This is a genomic window from Macrococcus brunensis (assembly GCF_004359615.1).
Lineage (GTDB): Bacteria > Bacillota > Bacilli > Staphylococcales > Staphylococcaceae > Macrococcus > Macrococcus brunensis.
In genome coordinates, this window is sequence record NZ_SCWA01000006.1 from 13,993 (window position 1) to 30,509 (window position 16,517).

The 16,517-nt window shown below is 42.6% G+C and carries 19 protein-coding genes; 2 read left to right on the forward strand and 17 right to left on the reverse strand.

All coding sequences use genetic code 11. From position 1 onward, the window contains the following. Nucleotide 1: 1 nt before the first annotated feature. Nucleotides 2-1,330 carry a DEAD/DEAH box helicase gene (locus ERX27_RS04315; RefSeq protein ID WP_133431608.1) on the reverse strand — a complete coding sequence of 443 codons (1,329 nt, stop codon included), beginning with the start codon at nucleotides 1,328-1,330 and terminating at the stop codon, nucleotides 2-4. A gap of 113 nt (nucleotides 1,331-1,443) precedes the next feature. Here ERX27_RS04315 and ERX27_RS04320 point away from each other — a divergent pair, with 113 nt between their 5' ends. Continuing rightward, nucleotides 1,444-2,409, forward strand: coding sequence for a 4-hydroxy-3-methylbut-2-enyl diphosphate reductase (locus ERX27_RS04320; RefSeq protein ID WP_133431609.1), 966 nt, complete (start codon nucleotides 1,444-1,446; stop codon nucleotides 2,407-2,409). Between the two features lie 33 nt (nucleotides 2,410-2,442). On the opposite strand, the gene ERX27_RS04325 is transcribed toward ERX27_RS04320, so the two are convergent. From ERX27_RS04325 to ccpN, 7 genes are all read right to left on the reverse strand, one after another. Next, a complete protein-coding gene (locus ERX27_RS04325; protein WP_165983085.1) occupies nucleotides 2,443-3,531 on the reverse strand; it encodes a Nif3-like dinuclear metal center hexameric protein in 1,089 nt (362 codons plus the stop codon). Further along, nucleotides 3,521-4,198, reverse strand: a complete 678-nt coding sequence (locus ERX27_RS04330) for a tRNA (adenine(22)-N(1))-methyltransferase (protein ID WP_133431611.1) — start codon at nucleotides 4,196-4,198, stop codon at nucleotides 3,521-3,523. Before ERX27_RS04330 ends, ERX27_RS04325 begins: the two co-directional genes overlap by 11 nt. A gap of 55 nt (nucleotides 4,199-4,253) precedes the next feature. Beyond that, nucleotides 4,254-4,613 carry a c-type cytochrome gene (locus ERX27_RS04335; RefSeq protein WP_133431612.1) on the reverse strand — a complete coding sequence of 120 codons (360 nt, stop codon included), beginning with the start codon at nucleotides 4,611-4,613 and terminating at the stop codon, nucleotides 4,254-4,256. Between the two features lie 82 nt (nucleotides 4,614-4,695). Beyond that, entirely contained in the window at nucleotides 4,696-5,787 is a 1,092-nt protein-coding gene (gene rpoD / locus ERX27_RS04340) for an RNA polymerase sigma factor RpoD (protein WP_239034416.1), read from the reverse strand. Nucleotides 5,788-5,805: 18 nt separating this feature from the next. Then, a complete protein-coding gene (gene dnaG, locus ERX27_RS04345) occupies nucleotides 5,806-7,563 on the reverse strand; it encodes a DNA primase (protein ID WP_133431614.1) in 1,758 nt (585 codons plus the stop codon). Nucleotides 7,564-7,575: 12 nt separating this feature from the next. Further along, complete coding sequence (locus ERX27_RS04350) at nucleotides 7,576-8,400, reverse strand: pyruvate, water dikinase regulatory protein (protein WP_133431615.1); 825 nt, start codon at nucleotides 8,398-8,400, stop codon at nucleotides 7,576-7,578. A gap of 10 nt (nucleotides 8,401-8,410) precedes the next feature. Beyond that, nucleotides 8,411-9,043 (reverse strand): transcriptional regulator CcpN, encoded by a 633-nt coding sequence (ccpN, locus tag ERX27_RS04355; RefSeq protein ID WP_165983086.1) that lies wholly within the window; start codon nucleotides 9,041-9,043, stop codon nucleotides 8,411-8,413. A 275-nt stretch (nucleotides 9,044-9,318) separates the two neighbouring features. On the opposite strand from ccpN, the gene ERX27_RS04360 reads away from it, so the two are divergent. Next, a complete protein-coding gene (locus ERX27_RS04360; RefSeq protein WP_133431702.1) occupies nucleotides 9,319-10,707 on the forward strand; it encodes a glycine--tRNA ligase in 1,389 nt (462 codons plus the stop codon). A 38-nt stretch (nucleotides 10,708-10,745) separates the two neighbouring features. Here ERX27_RS04360 and recO read toward each other — a convergent pair whose 3' ends face one another. Genes recO through floA form a run of 9 tightly spaced genes read right to left on the reverse strand, consistent with a single transcriptional unit; the run spans nucleotide 10,746 to nucleotide 16,516 of the window. Beyond that, entirely contained in the window at nucleotides 10,746-11,480 is a 735-nt protein-coding gene (recO, locus tag ERX27_RS04365; RefSeq protein ID WP_133431617.1) for a DNA repair protein RecO, read from the reverse strand. After that, the gene (era, locus tag ERX27_RS04370; protein WP_133431618.1) at nucleotides 11,480-12,379 is read right to left on the reverse strand and encodes a GTPase Era; all 900 of its coding nucleotides are present in this window, start codon (nucleotides 12,377-12,379) and stop codon (nucleotides 11,480-11,482) included. Before era ends, recO begins: the two co-directional genes overlap by 1 nt. Continuing rightward, nucleotides 12,379-12,783 carry a cytidine deaminase gene (cdd, locus tag ERX27_RS04375; protein ID WP_133431619.1) on the reverse strand — a complete coding sequence of 135 codons (405 nt, stop codon included), beginning with the start codon at nucleotides 12,781-12,783 and terminating at the stop codon, nucleotides 12,379-12,381. The genes era and cdd overlap by 1 nt, the downstream gene beginning before the upstream one ends. Before the next feature lie 12 nt (nucleotides 12,784-12,795). Next, the gene (locus tag ERX27_RS04380) at nucleotides 12,796-13,143 is read right to left on the reverse strand and encodes a diacylglycerol kinase family protein (RefSeq protein WP_133431620.1); all 348 of its coding nucleotides are present in this window, start codon (nucleotides 13,141-13,143) and stop codon (nucleotides 12,796-12,798) included. After that, nucleotides 13,143-13,607, reverse strand: a complete 465-nt coding sequence (gene ybeY, locus ERX27_RS04385) for an rRNA maturation RNase YbeY (RefSeq protein WP_133431621.1) — start codon at nucleotides 13,605-13,607, stop codon at nucleotides 13,143-13,145. The genes ERX27_RS04380 and ybeY overlap by 1 nt, the downstream gene beginning before the upstream one ends. Further along, nucleotides 13,607-14,551, reverse strand: coding sequence for a PhoH family protein (locus tag ERX27_RS04390; RefSeq protein ID WP_133431622.1), 945 nt, complete (start codon nucleotides 14,549-14,551; stop codon nucleotides 13,607-13,609). Before ERX27_RS04390 ends, ybeY begins: the two co-directional genes overlap by 1 nt. A 47-nt stretch (nucleotides 14,552-14,598) precedes the next feature. Beyond that, nucleotides 14,599-15,006 (reverse strand): PH domain-containing protein, encoded by a 408-nt coding sequence (locus ERX27_RS04395; protein WP_165983087.1) that lies wholly within the window; start codon nucleotides 15,004-15,006, stop codon nucleotides 14,599-14,601. Between the two features lie 52 nt (nucleotides 15,007-15,058). Beyond that, on the reverse strand, nucleotides 15,059-15,517 hold the full coding sequence (locus tag ERX27_RS04400) for a hypothetical protein (RefSeq protein WP_133431624.1): 459 nt from the start codon (nucleotides 15,515-15,517) through the stop codon (nucleotides 15,059-15,061). A 9-nt stretch (nucleotides 15,518-15,526) separates the two neighbouring features. Next, a complete protein-coding gene (gene floA, locus ERX27_RS04405) occupies nucleotides 15,527-16,516 on the reverse strand; it encodes a flotillin-like protein FloA (protein ID WP_133431625.1) in 990 nt (329 codons plus the stop codon). Between the last annotated feature and the right edge of the window lies 1 nt (nucleotide 16,517).

The following is a 16,517-nucleotide window of genomic DNA, read 5'->3' on the forward strand; positions in this document are numbered from 1 at the left end:
CCTATTTCTTACGGGCTTCTTTATTGCGACGTTTCGCAAATGATTTCTTTTCATTGCGTTTCAGCTGGTCTAACTCATAACGGAATTTACGCTTATAGCCTGGTTTAACTTTCTTTTTACTCTTTACTTTATGTTTCAGCTTCTGTTCGATATTATCTTCCTGCTTTTTACGTCCGGAACGCTGAGTACGGTCTTTGATTTCTTTTAGTTCACCTGATTTTGTATCAACGTGAATAAAAGTAAATCCTTTTTTCTCAATCTGATTGATCAGATCTTCTTCTTCTGGTGTATAAAGGGTAATCGCCGTCCCTTTATAATTACCACGTCCTGTTCGTCCGACGCGGTGTGTAAAGAAGTCGACGTCCTGCGAAATATCATAGTTGATGACATGACTGACCCCTTCAATATCAATACCGCGTGATGCAAGGTCTGATGCTACAACGAACTGGAAGTCCAGCTGTTTAATCCGTTTCATCTGCTGAACACGTTCACGAGGTGTGAGTCCGCCGTGAATAATACCTGCCTTAATTCCTTGATCTGCCAGATGATTCAGTACTTCATCTGCACGTTCACGACTGTTCGCAAAAATAATACAGAGATATGGATTGATTGTTGACATGACTTCAACCAGTTTCTCTTTTTTATCATTAGATTTAGTCGGAATAAGGAAAAACTCGATATTCTTATTCGTTTTCTCCATCGGGTCGATCTCTACGAATTCAGGCTGCGTCAAATATTTGTTCAGGAAAGGATGCAGCGCTTTTGGAATAGTGGCAGAGAAGACAGCAATCTGAGCTTCTTCTCTAAGACGTGCTGCAATAGAGTCCACCATCGGCATAAAACCGAGGTCAATCATTAAGTCTGCTTCATCAATAACAATTGATTTTGCTAGGTGCAGTTTCAGTGCATGTTCTTCTGCCATATCATTGATACGGTTCGGCGTACCGATGATGAGCTGTGGTTCTATTTTCGATTTCTGGATATCTTTCTGTTTATCCGTACCGCCGATGTAAAGACCTGCTTTGATTTCTTCTTTAAAACCGAGCAGATGCTGTGCTGCATCGTAAAGCTGTTTCGCCAGTTCTCGTGTTGGAGCAAGTATAATAACCTGCGGCTCATGCACAGACGGATCAATACGGTCGATTAAGGGCAGCAGGAACGAATGTGATTTCCCTGTTCCTGTCTGGGATTGTCCGATTAAGTTAATGCCTCGTGTCAGTTTTGGAATGACACGTCTCTGGATTTCAGTGGGCTGATCAAAATTAAGATCTTTCACCGCTTCTATCAATTCAGATGAAAGTTCAAAATTTTCAAATGGATGTTTAGCCATTGTTATCCTCCTTTATTTCTTCATCTTAAGTATTATAGCGGAAAGTAGCGGTTAAAGATAGTTTAATTGCCGGCATGAAATTGCTATACTGAAGACATAAGGAGGTCATCCATATGGATATCGTTAAAATAACACCTCGTGGCTACTGTTACGGCGTTGTCGATGCGATGGTTATCGCCCGCAATGCGTCGCTTGATAAAAATCTGCCACGCCCTATATATATTCTCGGTATGATCGTGCATAACAAACACGTGACTGATGCTTTTGAAAGTGATGGCATCATCACGCTGGACGGTCCTAACAGACTAGAAATTCTGGAGAAGATTGATTCAGGTACTGTCATCTTCACCGCTCACGGTGTATCACCTGAAGTCAAGAAACGTGCTAAAGAAAAAGGACTGGTCTGTATCGATGCTACCTGTCCGGATGTTGAGAATACACATGCGCTTATCCGCAGCAAAAAAGCGGAAGGTTACCATGTCATCTATATCGGCAAAAAAGGACATCCTGAACCAGAAGGTGCGGTCGGCGTCGCACCGGACATCGTGCATCTCGTTGAGAATACAGATGATATCACTGCCCTTGACGTTGCACTGAAAGACCATAAGCTGATTGTGACCAATCAGACAACGATGTCACAGTGGGATGTTTCTCATCTGATGGTGGAACTGCAGAAAAAATTTCCACATATCGAAGTGCATAAGGAAATCTGCCTCGCGACTCAAGTCCGTCAGGAAGCAGTAGCCAATCAAGCTGATCAGGCTGATATTCTGATTGTAGTCGGCGACCCAAAGAGCAATAACTCCAACCGTCTGGCTCAGGTCTCTCAGGAAATCGCACATACAGAAGCCTACCGCATCTCTGACATCAGCGAACTGAAGCTGGAATGGCTTGACGGGAAAAAAACAGTCGCTGTGACAGCCGGCGCTTCTACGCCGACACCTATTGTTAAGGAAGTCATTGATTTCATCTCGAAATATAATCCAGCTGAACCCGACAATCTGCCTGCAGCATCAGCGGTTCCGACAGAGAAAATTCTGCCGAAAATCAAGAATCCAAAGCCTGTACAGACATTATAAAAAGACATTCGTCACATCGGACGAATGTCTTTTTTAGATGGCTTTAAATGGATTAGTGGATTGTTCAGAAGCATGTACATTCAGTTTACTGTCAAATGACTGAAGTAATTCCTTTAATCCTTCAATCATGACCTGTTCAGAATAATGCTCAATATCAGCAGTCAGAAGTCCCGCCATCAGTAAATCGTGAGCTTCATGATATTTGATATCACCTGTCAGAAATAAGTCCACACCCGTTGCAGCGACTTCTTTCATATAACTTACGCCTGCCCCGCTGATGATGCCGACAGTGCGAATCATTTTACTGCTATCTCCTATCAGTCTAAGCGTCTCAATATTAAGCTGCTCTTTAACAGATGTCAGCCATTCTTTAACACTTACACTGGATGCCAGTTCCCCGCGTATACCAGTACCGAATTGATCCGTTGCATGAAAGCGATATATATCATAGGCTGGTTCCTCGTACGGATGAGCAGAATGGATTGTTTCTTCTACTTTCTTCTGCAAATGAGGATCGAAGACACATTCAAGCTTCATCTCCTCAACAACTTCAAGCTGATTGCTCGTGCCGATATAAGGTGAAGCTGATGCGTTAGGCCGGAACTGCCCCTGTCCTTCGAGCTGGAAGAAGCAGTCACTATAGTCTCCTATCTGACCGACACCGACTTGCGCGAGTGCCTGTTTGAGTGATTCCACATCTTCACGCGGCACAAAAATCTGCAGTTTGGCCATTTCACGTTCCGCCGGCAATAGAATCTGCTGCTTTGTCAGACCAATTTTATCAGCAATCATGGCACTGACACCTTGATCATAAGCATCCAGATTTGTATGCATAGCAATCAACTGTATATCATTTTTAATCAGTGCATGGATAACAGCACCGTAGCCTTGATTCTCAATTCTTTTAATACCGGAGAAAATAAGCGGGTGATGTGCAATGATGGTATTACAGTTTTTATCCACCGCTTCCTGTACGACTTCAAGCGTACAGTCAAGTGTTGTCAAAATGCCTGTCACTTCACTAGACATATCGCCGATCAGAAGACCGACATTATCCCAGCTTTCTGCTTTCTTAAACGGAATTTCAGCATCAATCAGTTTCAGAAGCTCTTTAATCAGCAAAATGAATCGCCTCCCGGTAAAGTTTAAGCTGTCTTTCGATTTCTTCTTTCTTCTCCTGCTGCAATGGTTTGTCTTTAATCGTCTCAAAGATTGCTGTCAGGTGCTGATAATCCTTCTGCCACTTTTCATTGAAAGTCTCTGACTGTTCTCTAAGCAGCAGTGGACCAAACTTCATTTCTGCTTCAGTCAGCGCCATTACACCTTCTTCAGCGACTATAATCTCATAGATATGTTTCTTCTCTTTAATGATTTCCTCAGCTACGATTTGATAGCCGAGTGACTGCAGGGCATGTCTGACCGCCTCTGAATGGATATTACTCTGCAGAATCAGACGGGGTTTAGATTCAAGCTTTGAACGGCCAGCGAGCAGAATATCACTGATCAACGGCCCCCCCATACCACAGATAGTGATGCAGTCGACTTCACCATTTTCGATGACTTCAAGTCCTGACCCCATCCGTACCTGAATCTTATGCGACAGCCCTTCACTACGGACATTGCGGACAGCTGCCTGGAACGGCCCTTCTACTATTTCTCCTGCTACTGCCTGCTCTATTTGATGCTGCTGCATCAGATAAATAGGCAGATATGCATGATCTGAGCCGATATCAGCAAGTGTTGTGCCTTTTACGTAATCTGCTACTTTCTTAAGTCTAGTACCAATCATATAATACTCCTAACAAAAAAATCTTTTGCCGCGGCAAAAGATTTTTTTAGTTTTATTATTTTGCTTCTTTTAAGTACTTAACAAGTGTATCTAAGTCTTTGTCAGCGATGACTGATTCATCGTGAGCTGGCATTGCGCCTTTACCTTCACGGATGATCTTTTTCACTTCTTCAGGTTTTTTTGTATTACCTGCTAATTTAGGACCCATCGCACCTTCAAGGTTTTGACCGTGACAAGAAGTACAGTTATCTTTAGCGAAAGCCGCTGCATCAAACTTCTGTTCAGTTTTAGCGCCGCCTTCTCCACCTTCAGCATCTTCTTTTTCATGGTTAGCTGCTTGAGCTGACATGAAGAAAATTAAACCTACGCCCATAAGTAGGATTAAAATGAATGGAACAACTGGATTACGATTCATTAAATTTTACCTCCCTTTATAGTGACCATATACATATCTATTTTATATTAAAAATGCGCATTGTCAAAGTCTTTTCACAATTTTAATCCATAAAGTCTTTGAGTCGTTTACTTCTTGAAGGGTGACGGAGTTTACGAAGTGCCTTCGCTTCAATCTGGCGGATACGTTCACGTGTCACACCAAATACTTTACCTACTTCTTCAAGTGTACGAGTTCGGCCGTCATCAAGACCGAAACGTAGACGGAGTACATTTTCCTCACGGTCTGTCAGTGTATCAAGGACATCCTCGAGCTGTTCCTTTAAGAGCTCATAAGCGGCGTGATCAGCAGGACTCTGTGCATCTTGGTCTTCAATAAAGTCTCCTAAATGAGAATCATCTTCCTCACCAATTGGCGTTTCAAGTGACACAGGTTCCTGTGCAATTTTCAGAATCTCTCTGACTTTTTCAGGCGGCAGGTCCATCTCTTCTCCGATTTCTTCAGGAGAAGGGTCACGGCCTAAATCCTGCAATAACTGACGCTGTACACGAATCAGTTTATTGATTGTTTCAACCATATGAACAGGGATACGAATCGTACGCGCCTGGTCAGCGATGGCACGAGTGATCGCCTGACGAATCCACCAAGTTGCATAAGTAGAGAATTTAAACCCTTTAGTGAAATCAAATTTCTCTACTGCTTTAATCAGACCCATGTTCCCTTCCTGGATTAAATCAAGGAAAAGCATGCCTCGGCCTACATAACGTTTAGCGATACTGACTACAAGACGTAAGTTTGCTTCAGCGAGACGTGCTTTCGCTTCTTCATCGCCTTGTTCAATTCTTTTAGCCAGTTCCACTTCTTCTGCAGCACTTAAAAGGTTAACGCGTCCAATCTCTTTTAAGTACATACGAACCGGATCATTAATTTTAACACCTGGAGGCGCTGATAAATCATTCAGATTGAGTTTTTCATCTGTATCCTGAGCATCTTTTTCATTGATTAATGTAATGTCATTCTCCGTGATGGTCTCAAAGAATTCATCCATCATATCTGCATCCATGTCAAAGTTCTGCAGTTTATCTGCAATCTCCTCATGGCTGAGCTGCCCGTTCTTTTTACCTGTTTCTATTAACTGTGCTTTTATCTGCTCTAATGAAAGAGCAACATCTGCTACGGTTTTCTTAACTGCCATACACATTGCCTCCTAATATCATGACTGCTTTTTTTGTCGGTTCAATATAATAATCTGCTGCATGAGACGATTTCTATTCTCAATATCGCCTTCTGCCACAGCTTGTTTCAGTTCTTTTTTCAGTTCCTGAAGCGTTCGTTTTTCTTCCTGCTGTGCGTGAATCACATAGATATAATCATTTATTTCTTCAATCGAAGGATGTTCATTAATCATCATGTTGTCTATCGAGATAACGTCACTATGTGATTCGGAACTTACCCCTGAAAGAAACTGACTGATTTGAAATTCATCCTCCGTAGTATAATACCCTGTTAGCGCCTCATATATCGTCTGATGTGCAGGCTTTTTGAAGTGATTGAGAGTCAGTGCGTCCTGCATCTTCATAAACAGTGTCTTATCCATAAAGAAATGCTTGAGCACCGTACGTTCAGCGCGTTCCTGCTTAGAATACGACACCTGCTGGACAGGACTCGTTACCACTTGTTCACGTTTTGGTATATATTTGGAAACCTCAAAATTAAGACTGTCAAAGTCCACTTTAAACAATTCGCTTGCTTCATGCAATATTTTTTTACGGATGACCGGTGATTTAACAAGTCCGATGTTTTGAACGATTTCATTTAGTTTCTGTTCGTAAACTAAATCATTTGAAGCAACTTCATGGGTCATCTGCCTCATTTTAAAGCTGACAAAAGCAATCTTATTATGTTCCACATAACTGACAAATCGCTCCTGGCCCATCTCCTTGATCATCTCATCAGGATCCATCCCTTTACGGAGAGGGACGACGTAGACATTGTTGCCTGCATTTAAGAGTGTCTCACCCACGCCTAGAGTCGCTTCGACTCCCGCATTGTCACCGTCAAACATCAGCGTAATATTATCAGCCAGCTTCTTCAGCTGAAGCTGGTGCTCACGGCTGAGTGCCGTACCCATCGTCGCAATAGCATTCGAAAGACCCGCATGATTCACTTTAATGACATCCATGAAGCCTTCTAACAGCAGTACTTCATCCTGTTTACGGATAGATTTTCGCGCAACATCCAGATGATAGAGAAGCTGCCTTTTCTGGAATATCGGTGTCTCAGGACTGTTGAGGTATTTCGGTTGCTGGTCTTTATAGGTTCTACCTGAAAAGCCTACTGTATGGCCCTGAGCGTTATTGATAGGAAACATAATCCGGTCGCGGAATCGGTCATAGTAAGTGAAGTTTTCCTCATTCCGGGACAAGAGACCCGCTTCATATGCGAGTGCTTTGTCAAATCCTCTTTTCTCTAAAAAGTCATTAGCAAAGTGGCTGATATCCGGACTGTACCCTATTTTCTCCTGATTGATGAGTTCATCAGTAAAGCCACGGTCATAAAGATATTGTAGTGCCGGCTCCGCTTCTTTAATCGCTTTAAGCACGTAATGATAATAATCGCGCAGCAGTTCGTGCATCTCAATCATCTTCATATTGTCATTTGCGACAACGACCTTCTGTTCCCCTGCTACTTCTATACCAACATTTTCACCGAGCCGTCTGACCGCTTCAACAAAAGAGATATTCTCAATCTGCTCTAAAAATTGAAAAACATTGCCTCCTTTTTTACAACCGAAGCAATGACAGATCTGTTTTTCAGGTGAGACTGAGAATGACGGGGTTTTTTCATCATGAAAGGGACATAAACCGACATAGTTTCGTCCCCTTTTTTCAAGTTTTACATATTGGCTGACCAGACTGAGAATATCATTTTTCTCTCTGATTTCATTGATTGTTTCTTGATTGATTTGCAATGTGTCACCTACTTACGATTTAGAACTTCTTCTTGATGTGACGATTTTAATAATTTCATTTGCCGTTTCTTCTATTGCTTTATTGGAAACGTCGATGACTGGACAGTCGATTCTTGAAACGACTTTTTCGAAATAAGCAAGTTCTTCATGAATGCGCTGATCCTGTGCGTAGCTGGCATCATCATTTAATCCTAACTGCACCAGTCTCTCTTTACGAATGGCATTGAGCTTTTCTGGATCTATTTTAAGTGCGATACATTTCGCTGGATCGATATTAAATAACAGTTCTGGTGGATCGACTTCCGGCACGAGCGGTACATTCATCACTTTATAACGTTTATGCGCAAGATACTGGCTAAGAGGTGTCTTAGATGTTCTGGATACACCAATTAAAACGATATCCGCCTTCGTCAGTCCCCTCGGATCACGTCCGTCATCATATTTAACAGCAAATTCTATCGCTTCGATCTTCTTAAAGTAGTCTTCATCCAGTTTATGTACCATGCCCGGTTCATTAAGCGGCTGTTCATTCAACTCTTCTGTCAGAATCGTCATGAGCGGACCCATGATGTCCACGTGTTTCAATTGATTTTCTTCTAACTGTTCTTTCATATACTTACGGATTGCAGGCTTAACAAGTGTATAGATTACAATTGACTGCTGTTCTTTCGCTATAGATATCACTTCATCCACATTTTCATGTGTTTCAATGTAAGGCAATCTGACAGTATCAAGCGCTTTGCCAAACTGGTTAAACTGTGAAGTACAGGCTTTCGTGACAAGTTCAGCTGTTTCACCGACAGAGTCTGATGCAATAATCAATCTGATTTCATCCATAATGAGTCTCCTATTCATCTTCTATCAGTGCTACAAAAGCACGTGTGATGGTTGTTTTTGTAATACGGCCAGTGACTTCAAAAGCAGAACCTTTCTGAGTGACGACAGGCAGCGAGTCTATTTCCCGGTCGATAAGCAGATTGGCTGCATATAAGAGCAAATCGTCCGGAAAGACCACTGCAATATTCGGCATCCGTGTCATGATGATATTGACAGGGGTCGCATGCACATCCTGACCGCCCATGGTTGCTCTAAGTAAGTCTTTTCTTGAGCAGACTCCGACCAGTTCATTTGCCTGGTTCATAATAAATAAAGTCCCGACATCATCGAGGAACATCTTAGTGATGGCCTCATAAACAGAAACGTCTTCCTTAATTAAGGAAGGCAGTGATTGGAAGTCCTTGACATAAAATTTCTTGATCGATTCAGATAACAACTGTGTACTGGATTTGCCCGTATAGAAATAGCCTACACGAGGTCTCGCATCCAGATATCCTGCCATCGTCAGAATCGCAAGATCCGGTCTTAAAGTCGCGCGAGTTAAATTGAGCTGTTCAGCTATCTTTTCACCGGTAATGGGGCCATTGTTTTTCACGATTTGCAGTATTTTATTCTGCCTTTTGTTCAGTTCGATAGTCAGCACCCCTATTAAGACATAATTAGATAAATATATTATACGACTTAAATGGGCTAAAAACAATGAATCGACATAAATATTGTCCTCCATACAAAAACATGATATATTCTTTGTAAGCGAGTTAAGGATGGTGCAAGCTTAACAATGAATTGGCCTGATGAGTTGAATATTAAAGATGAGTGGAAACACTAATTTGGGTGGAACCGCGGGTAAAATATACTCGTCCCAAGGCATATATGCCTTGGGACTTTTTTTATTCGCTAAAATTATAGGAGGTTTTGATTATGACAAACATGGAAACAATCGTAGCTTTAGCCAAACATCGCGGCTTTGTATTTCCGGGTAGTGAAATCTACGGCGGTCTTGCAAACACTTGGGACTATGGCCCGCTTGGTATCGAACTGAAGAACAATGTGAAAAAAGCATGGTGGCAGAAATTTATCCAGCAGTCCCCTTATAATGTCGGTCTGGATGCCGCTATTCTGATGAACCCTAAGACTTGGGAGGCAAGTGGTCATTTATCGAACTTTAATGATCCGATGATCGACAACAAGGATTCAAAAATCCGTTATCGTGCTGATAAACTGATCGAAGACTATATGCATGACGTTGAAGGTGATGAACATTTCATCGCTGATGGTATGAGCTTTGACGAAATGAAACAGTTCATCGATGATAAAGGTATCGTCTGTGCCGAATCAGGTACAGCTAACTGGACAGATATCCGTCAGTTCAACTTAATGTTCAAGACGTTCCAGGGCGTGACTGAGAATTCAACGAATGAAATCTTTTTACGTCCTGAGACGGCACAAGGTATCTTCGTCAACTATAAAAACGTACAACGTTCAATGCGTAAAAAATTGCCTTTCGGTATCGGTCAGATCGGTAAATCATTCCGTAATGAAATTACACCAGGTAACTTCACATTCCGTACACGAGAATTTGAACAGATGGAACTTGAGTTCTTCTGTAAGCCAGGTACTGAAATCGAATGGCAGAATTACTGGAAAGATTTCGCTGCCAACTGGCTGAAAACTCTCGGCATCAAAGAAGAAAACACGAAACTTCGTGATCATGATGAAGATGAACTGTCTCACTACTCAAATGCGACAACAGACATCGAATATAAATTCCCGTTCGGCTGGGGTGAACTATGGGGTATTGCCAGCCGTACAGACTTCGACCTGAGAAAACATATGGAACACTCAGGCGATGATTTCACTTACCACGATCCTGAAACAAACGAAAAATATTTACCGTACGTCATCGAACCTTCTCTTGGTGCTGACCGTGTGACACTTGCATTTTTATGTGATGCCTACACTGAAGAACAGCTTGAAGGTGACGATACACGTACTGTTATGCGTTTCCACCCTGCGCTTGCACCTTATAAAGCAGCGATTTTACCACTCAGCAAAAAGTTATCGCAGGATGCATTAAAAGTGTTTGAAGAACTGAGTGCAGATTTCAATATTGATTTTGATGAAAGCCAGTCAATCGGTAAACGTTACCGTCGACAAGATGAAATCGGTACACCGTTCTGTATCACATTCGACTTCGATTCTCTTGAAGACAATCAAGTTACTGTTCGTGACCGCGATACAATGGAACAGATTCGTATGCCAATCTCAGAAGTGAAAAACTTCCTGAATGAAAAAATTAAGTTTTAAGCTGAAAAACCGTCAGACTTTAAAAGTCTGACGGTTTTTTATAGTTGTTCAAGTATTTTACGAGATTTAAGATAGACCCCTGTATACTCATCATACATCTTGAAGACCAACTGTTCCATCTCTTTAATCGTATCCCCGCTGATATTGATCTGACTGAACTGTTCTAGCGGGAGATTAGTAAGCAAGTTGAGTAGATAAAGCGCACGGTTTGAGATCCGTATCGCATGCGGATCCTGCTCAAGCTGTCTCGCTGTCAACACGCTGTTATACTTAAAAGAATAAGCAGTGAATTCTCGTGCGTCTGTCGATTGATCAACTTCACTCATGTAGAAGTTAGGCTGATACCCGTACAGCTGCATCATTTTCAGGCCGACAATCAGTGCGATAACAGCAGGGTCATGCCCTTCAGAAATCTTATCAAGACCAAACTTGAGGAGCGTATAGCAGAACTTATTCTCTTCGTCTTCTTCAAGCGACCGATCAATCAGCTCTGCCATATACTGAGCATAGGTCAATTGATAAAGATCACTTCTGAGTGCATAGTGACTATTAAATGTATCTACAGAAGTCAGTGTGCCCATTCCTTTGAACTGTGAGAATATGAATAAATTCTCATAAAACAGATCAAGTGATGAACCAAATTTCTTTGATTTACGAGCATTTCTGGCCATGACTGCGATTTTGCGACCATGTTCGGCAAGAAAAGTGATGATTAAATGTGAATCACCATAAGGGACACGTCTTAAGACGATGCCATTCACTTTATTCAGCATTAATACTCGTCTTCACGATAGCCGATCTGTCTAATGAAATTCGGCTTGTTTCGCCAGTCTTTCTGTACTTTCACCCACAACTCAAGATAGACTTTAGAACCTAATAGACGCTCGATATCCTGACGTGCCCGGATACCGATTTCCTTAAGCATTTTACCCTGCTTACCGATGACAATCCCTTTTTGAGAATCACGTTCAACGTAGATAGTCGCTTCAACTTTTACTTTGTCATCGTCTTCGCGCAGCATCTTCTCAACATTGACACCGATAGCGTGCGGAATTTCCTGGCTCGTTAAGTGCAGTGCTTTTTCACGAATCAGCTCTGCAACGATGAAGTGTTCCGGGTGATCAGAAATCTGATCTTTTGGATAGTACATTGGTCCTTCTGGCAGATAACCGCTGATCACGTTCACTAATGTCTCCACATTATTGCCCTGTAAGGCAGAAATCGGTACAATTTCAGCGAAAGGCAGTAAATCCTTGTACTTCTCAATCTCTGAAATCAGCTCGTCCGGATGGATAAGGTCTATTTTATTCAGTACCAGGAATACGGGTGTCTTACTGTTTTTGAGCATCTCAATAATAAATTCATCGCCACGGCCGATACTTTCTTCGACATTGACCATAAACAGAATCGCATCGACTTCACGGAGTGTGTTCTTCGCGACTTTCATCATATAATCACCGAGGACGTGCTTCGGTTTATGAATACCCGGCGTATCAATAAAAATGATCTGTGCGTCATCTGTCGTCAGAACACCCTGGACTTTGTTACGAGTCGTCTGTGCCTTGTCTGACATGATAGCGACTTTCTGACCCAGCACTCGGTTCATAAAAGTCGATTTTCCTACATTCGGGCGTCCGATAATCGCAACAAACCCTGATTTAAAAGCTGTCATTAATTCAAATCCTTTCCTGAGAAACCAAGAGGCAGTAAATCTGCTACTGTTCTCTCAATGACATCACCTGTATGATTAGTCATAAAGACTGGCATGTCATCGTCACACAATTCATTAATCACCTGGCGGCATGCACCGCAAGGAGAAGAAGGTTTTTCTGTATCTGTTGTCACCACTATCGCTGCAAAATCACCGGGACGGTAGCCTTTGGCAATCGCTGATACAAGCGCTGTCCGTTCTGCACAGATTGCTTCGCCGTATGCCGCATTTTCTACATTACAGCCATGAAAAGTAGTTCCGTCTTTAGCGACGAGATAGGCACCGACGTTAAACTTTGAATAAGGTGTATAGGCATTTTTCTGCGCATTTCTGACTTCTTCGTACCATTCCTGTTTGAATTCCATGTTGTTTCCTCCTTAATCTACCAGCATTAAAATATAAGGGATAAAAATGATAAGACCTATCACTGCACTCATCAAGCTGGCTAAAACGACAGCAAATGCCGCAGTATCTTTCGCATGCTTCGCAAGCTCGTGGTAGTCCTCTGTGACCAGATCCACTACATACTCAACAGATGTATTCAGGACTTCAGCGACGAGCACCGTGAATATGGCAATGATGACAAAAAGCCATTCCAAAGTCGTCAGTCTAAAAAACAGACCTGCCAGCACAACGAGAAATCCAGCAATTAAATGCAGAATAAAATTACGATCTTTTTTCAGCAGAGTAAAAAAACCCTGCAGCGGATAGATAAATCGTTTCATCATTGATCTCGTGTCAGTCCGTATGCAGATAAAATATTGTCCTGGCGGTCGAACATGACTTTCTCTTCTTCTTCGGTCATATGATCATAGCCCAGCAAGTGGAGTAAGCCATGAAGCGAAAGAAAACCGAGTTCACGTTCAAAAGAATGTCCATAATCCTGTGCCTGTTCTTTAGCACGCTCAATACAGATGATAATATCACCCAGCACTCTTATTTCTGAAGGATCTTCAAAATCATCCTCACCCTCTTCAAGCGCGAAGCTGATCACATCTGTGACACTGTCTTTATCGCGGTACTGACGGTTAATCTCCTGGATCTCTTCACTCGTCACAAATGACACAGCAACTTCTGCCTCGTCGGTAATCCCTTCTTCTTCTGCCGCGAACTGCAGTAATGCCTCTACTTCCGGCAGAAAGGCCGGGTCTATTGTCTGATGTTCATCTATAAATTCAACTGTCAGCATTATTCATCACCCTCATATGCTTTAATTATTTTTCCGACAAGCGGATGGCGGACAACATCCGCTGATTCAAATTCCTGGATAGCGATGCCTGGTACACTGCTGAGCCGCGCTTCCGCTTCAACCAGTCCACTTTTCGTATTTTTCGGTAAGTCAATCTGTGTCTTGTCTCCTGTAATGACCATTTTAGAGCCGAATCCAAGACGAGTCAGGAACATCTTCATCTGTGCATGCGTCGTATTCTGTGCTTCATCAAGAATAATGAAGGCATCATCAAGTGTACGGCCACGCATATAAGCGAGTGGTGCTACTTCAATGACACCGCGCTCAATAAGGCGTGCTGTATGTTCAGCACCAAGGACGTGATGAAGGCCATCATAAAGCGGACGGAGGTAAGGGTCGACTTTCTCCTTTAAATCACCAGGCAGAAAGCCGAGCGATTCACCTGCTTCTACAGCTGGTCGTGTCAGTACGATGCGTTTGACTTTACCGGCACGGAGACTTTTAGCCGCCATTACAACCGCAAGAAATGTCTTACCTGTCCCAGCTGGTCCAATTCCAAAGACCAGGTCATTTTTCTTGATCTGATGCACATAAAGACGCTGACCCATTGTTTTCGCTCGGATGGATTTACCAAAAGCATCTTTCGTTATTTCTTCATCGTAGAGGTCTGTCAAGTAGTGCACAGTCCCCTTATCAGCCATCTGGGCAGCTGCCTGGACATCTTTTAAGGAGATGTTCATCCCTTTTTGAATCACCTTCAATAAGTTAATGATAACAGCCTCTGCTTTTTCAACATTCTCTTCATCACCGTTGACAGTCACCTGTCCACCTCGTGTATGAATCTCAACATTGAACGCTTCTTCCAGGTAATTGATATGTTCATCGTGGTTACCTAAAAGTGCCTGTGCTTCATTAACATCTTCTATACCGATTGTCTGTGGCATTCAAAAACTCCTTTTATGATTAATTAATTTAAATTTACCACAGCAGACTACAAGTTGCATCTTACCGCATCCATGTTCTGCTGATTCTGTAAATAGATTTTAGGATTCCGCTTGAGCAGCAATTTAACAAATCGTTCTGTTTCAACCGGAAAAACCACTATCTGATCTGTTTCTTTCGAGCAGATTTCAACGCCTATCCGGCTGCCGTAGACGGCAATATTCAACACCTCGATCTGCATGATATCGATCTGAATACGGCTGATCCCCCTATGAACGGTCAGTAAACGACTGATAATATAGTATTCCCTTAGAAGCATCACAATTAACAAGGTCGTCAAAAGAAATGTAAAAATGAACATGAGAAAAGAACTGATAAAGTAGTAGAATACAAGCATAGAGATCAGTATCACAGTGATACCATAAAACAACGGATTGCCCTGGCTCTGAAATTTCATATGCTCACCTCTTTTCTCCATTTTAGCACAAAAAAAGAGAGCCAATGCTCTCTTATCTTTTAGATTTAGGTGGTCCCAATAATTCTGCCATAATCAGACTGTGAACCAGATTTTCATTTGTAATTTCGAACTTGAATCCGTCTGTCTCTGTCAGGTCCTGACTTTTAATGGCTTCTAAACGGTGGGCTTTCTGTTGCTGCGTCAGATGCTTATCGGTCAGCACTTTTTCGACTGGGTCAATGGCTTTCATCCGTTCAGGACGAGCTTTTTTCTGTTCCTGAACAAGCCTTGGAGAAGCTTCTTTTACAACCTCTCGTGCTTTCCGCTGAGCAGGCTTATACGACTCTGATGTCTGCTCTATTTTATCGATATTCTGCTGAACTCGTTTTTCAAAGTTCTGCAGTTTACGAACAATAGGTTTTGCGTCCTCTTTCTTACCCATCTTCTCAACAACCGACTGACCGATTGTAATAATAATCCCGATAATGAATATAATCGTTCCTATTGACATGGATTCCACCTACTTTCTAGGCGGCGTCTGCTCACCTTGATCTGTCAGCTTGTTGATGGCATTACGCATCCCTGTATCTGACTCAATGTTCTTCAGGTTATGGTAATCCATCACACCGATATTACCTTCTTGCAGAGCTCTAGCCATTGCAAGCGGTACTTCTGCTTCAGATTCAACTACTTTCGCTCTCATTTCCTGAACGCGGGCTTTCATCTCCTGCTCCTGAGCAACGGCCATTGCACGGCGTTCTTCCGCTTTCGCCTGAGCGATGTTCTTATCTGCCATCGCCTGTTCTGTCTGCAGGTCGGCACCGATATTCTTACCGATATCTACATCCGCGATATCAATCGACAGAATTTCAAATGCTGTACCAGAATCCAGACCTTTACCGAGTACAGTCTGAGAGATCATATCCGGATTCTCAAGTACTGAAGTATGTGACTGGCTTGAACCGATTGTAGAGACAATCCCTTCGCCGACACGGGCGACAATGGTTTCTTCACCTGCACCACCGACGAGTCGTTCAATGTTCGCACGTACAGTGATTCTTGCTTTTGCTTTCACTTCGATACCATTCATTGCTACACCAGCGATAAACGGTGTCTCAATCACTTTCGGGTTAACTGACATCTGGACCGCTTCCAGTACGTCACGTCCAGCAAGGTCAATTGCCGCTCCTCTTTCAAATGGCAGGTTGATATCTGCACGCTGTGCTGCGATAATCGCATCAACTACGCGGTCAACGTTACCACCCGCTAAATAATGTGATTCAAGCTGATTGGTCGTTAAATGCAGACCGGCTTTATGGGCTTTAATCAGCGGGTCAATGACACGGCGCGGTGATACACGACGTAATCGCATACCGACCAGAGTGCCGATACCCACTTTAACGCCTGCAGCGAGGGCTGAAATCCACAGACCTACCGGCACAAACGTAAATAAGACCATCAGGAATACTAAGATGATCCCTAAAATAATAAGCAATGCTATCCATTCCATT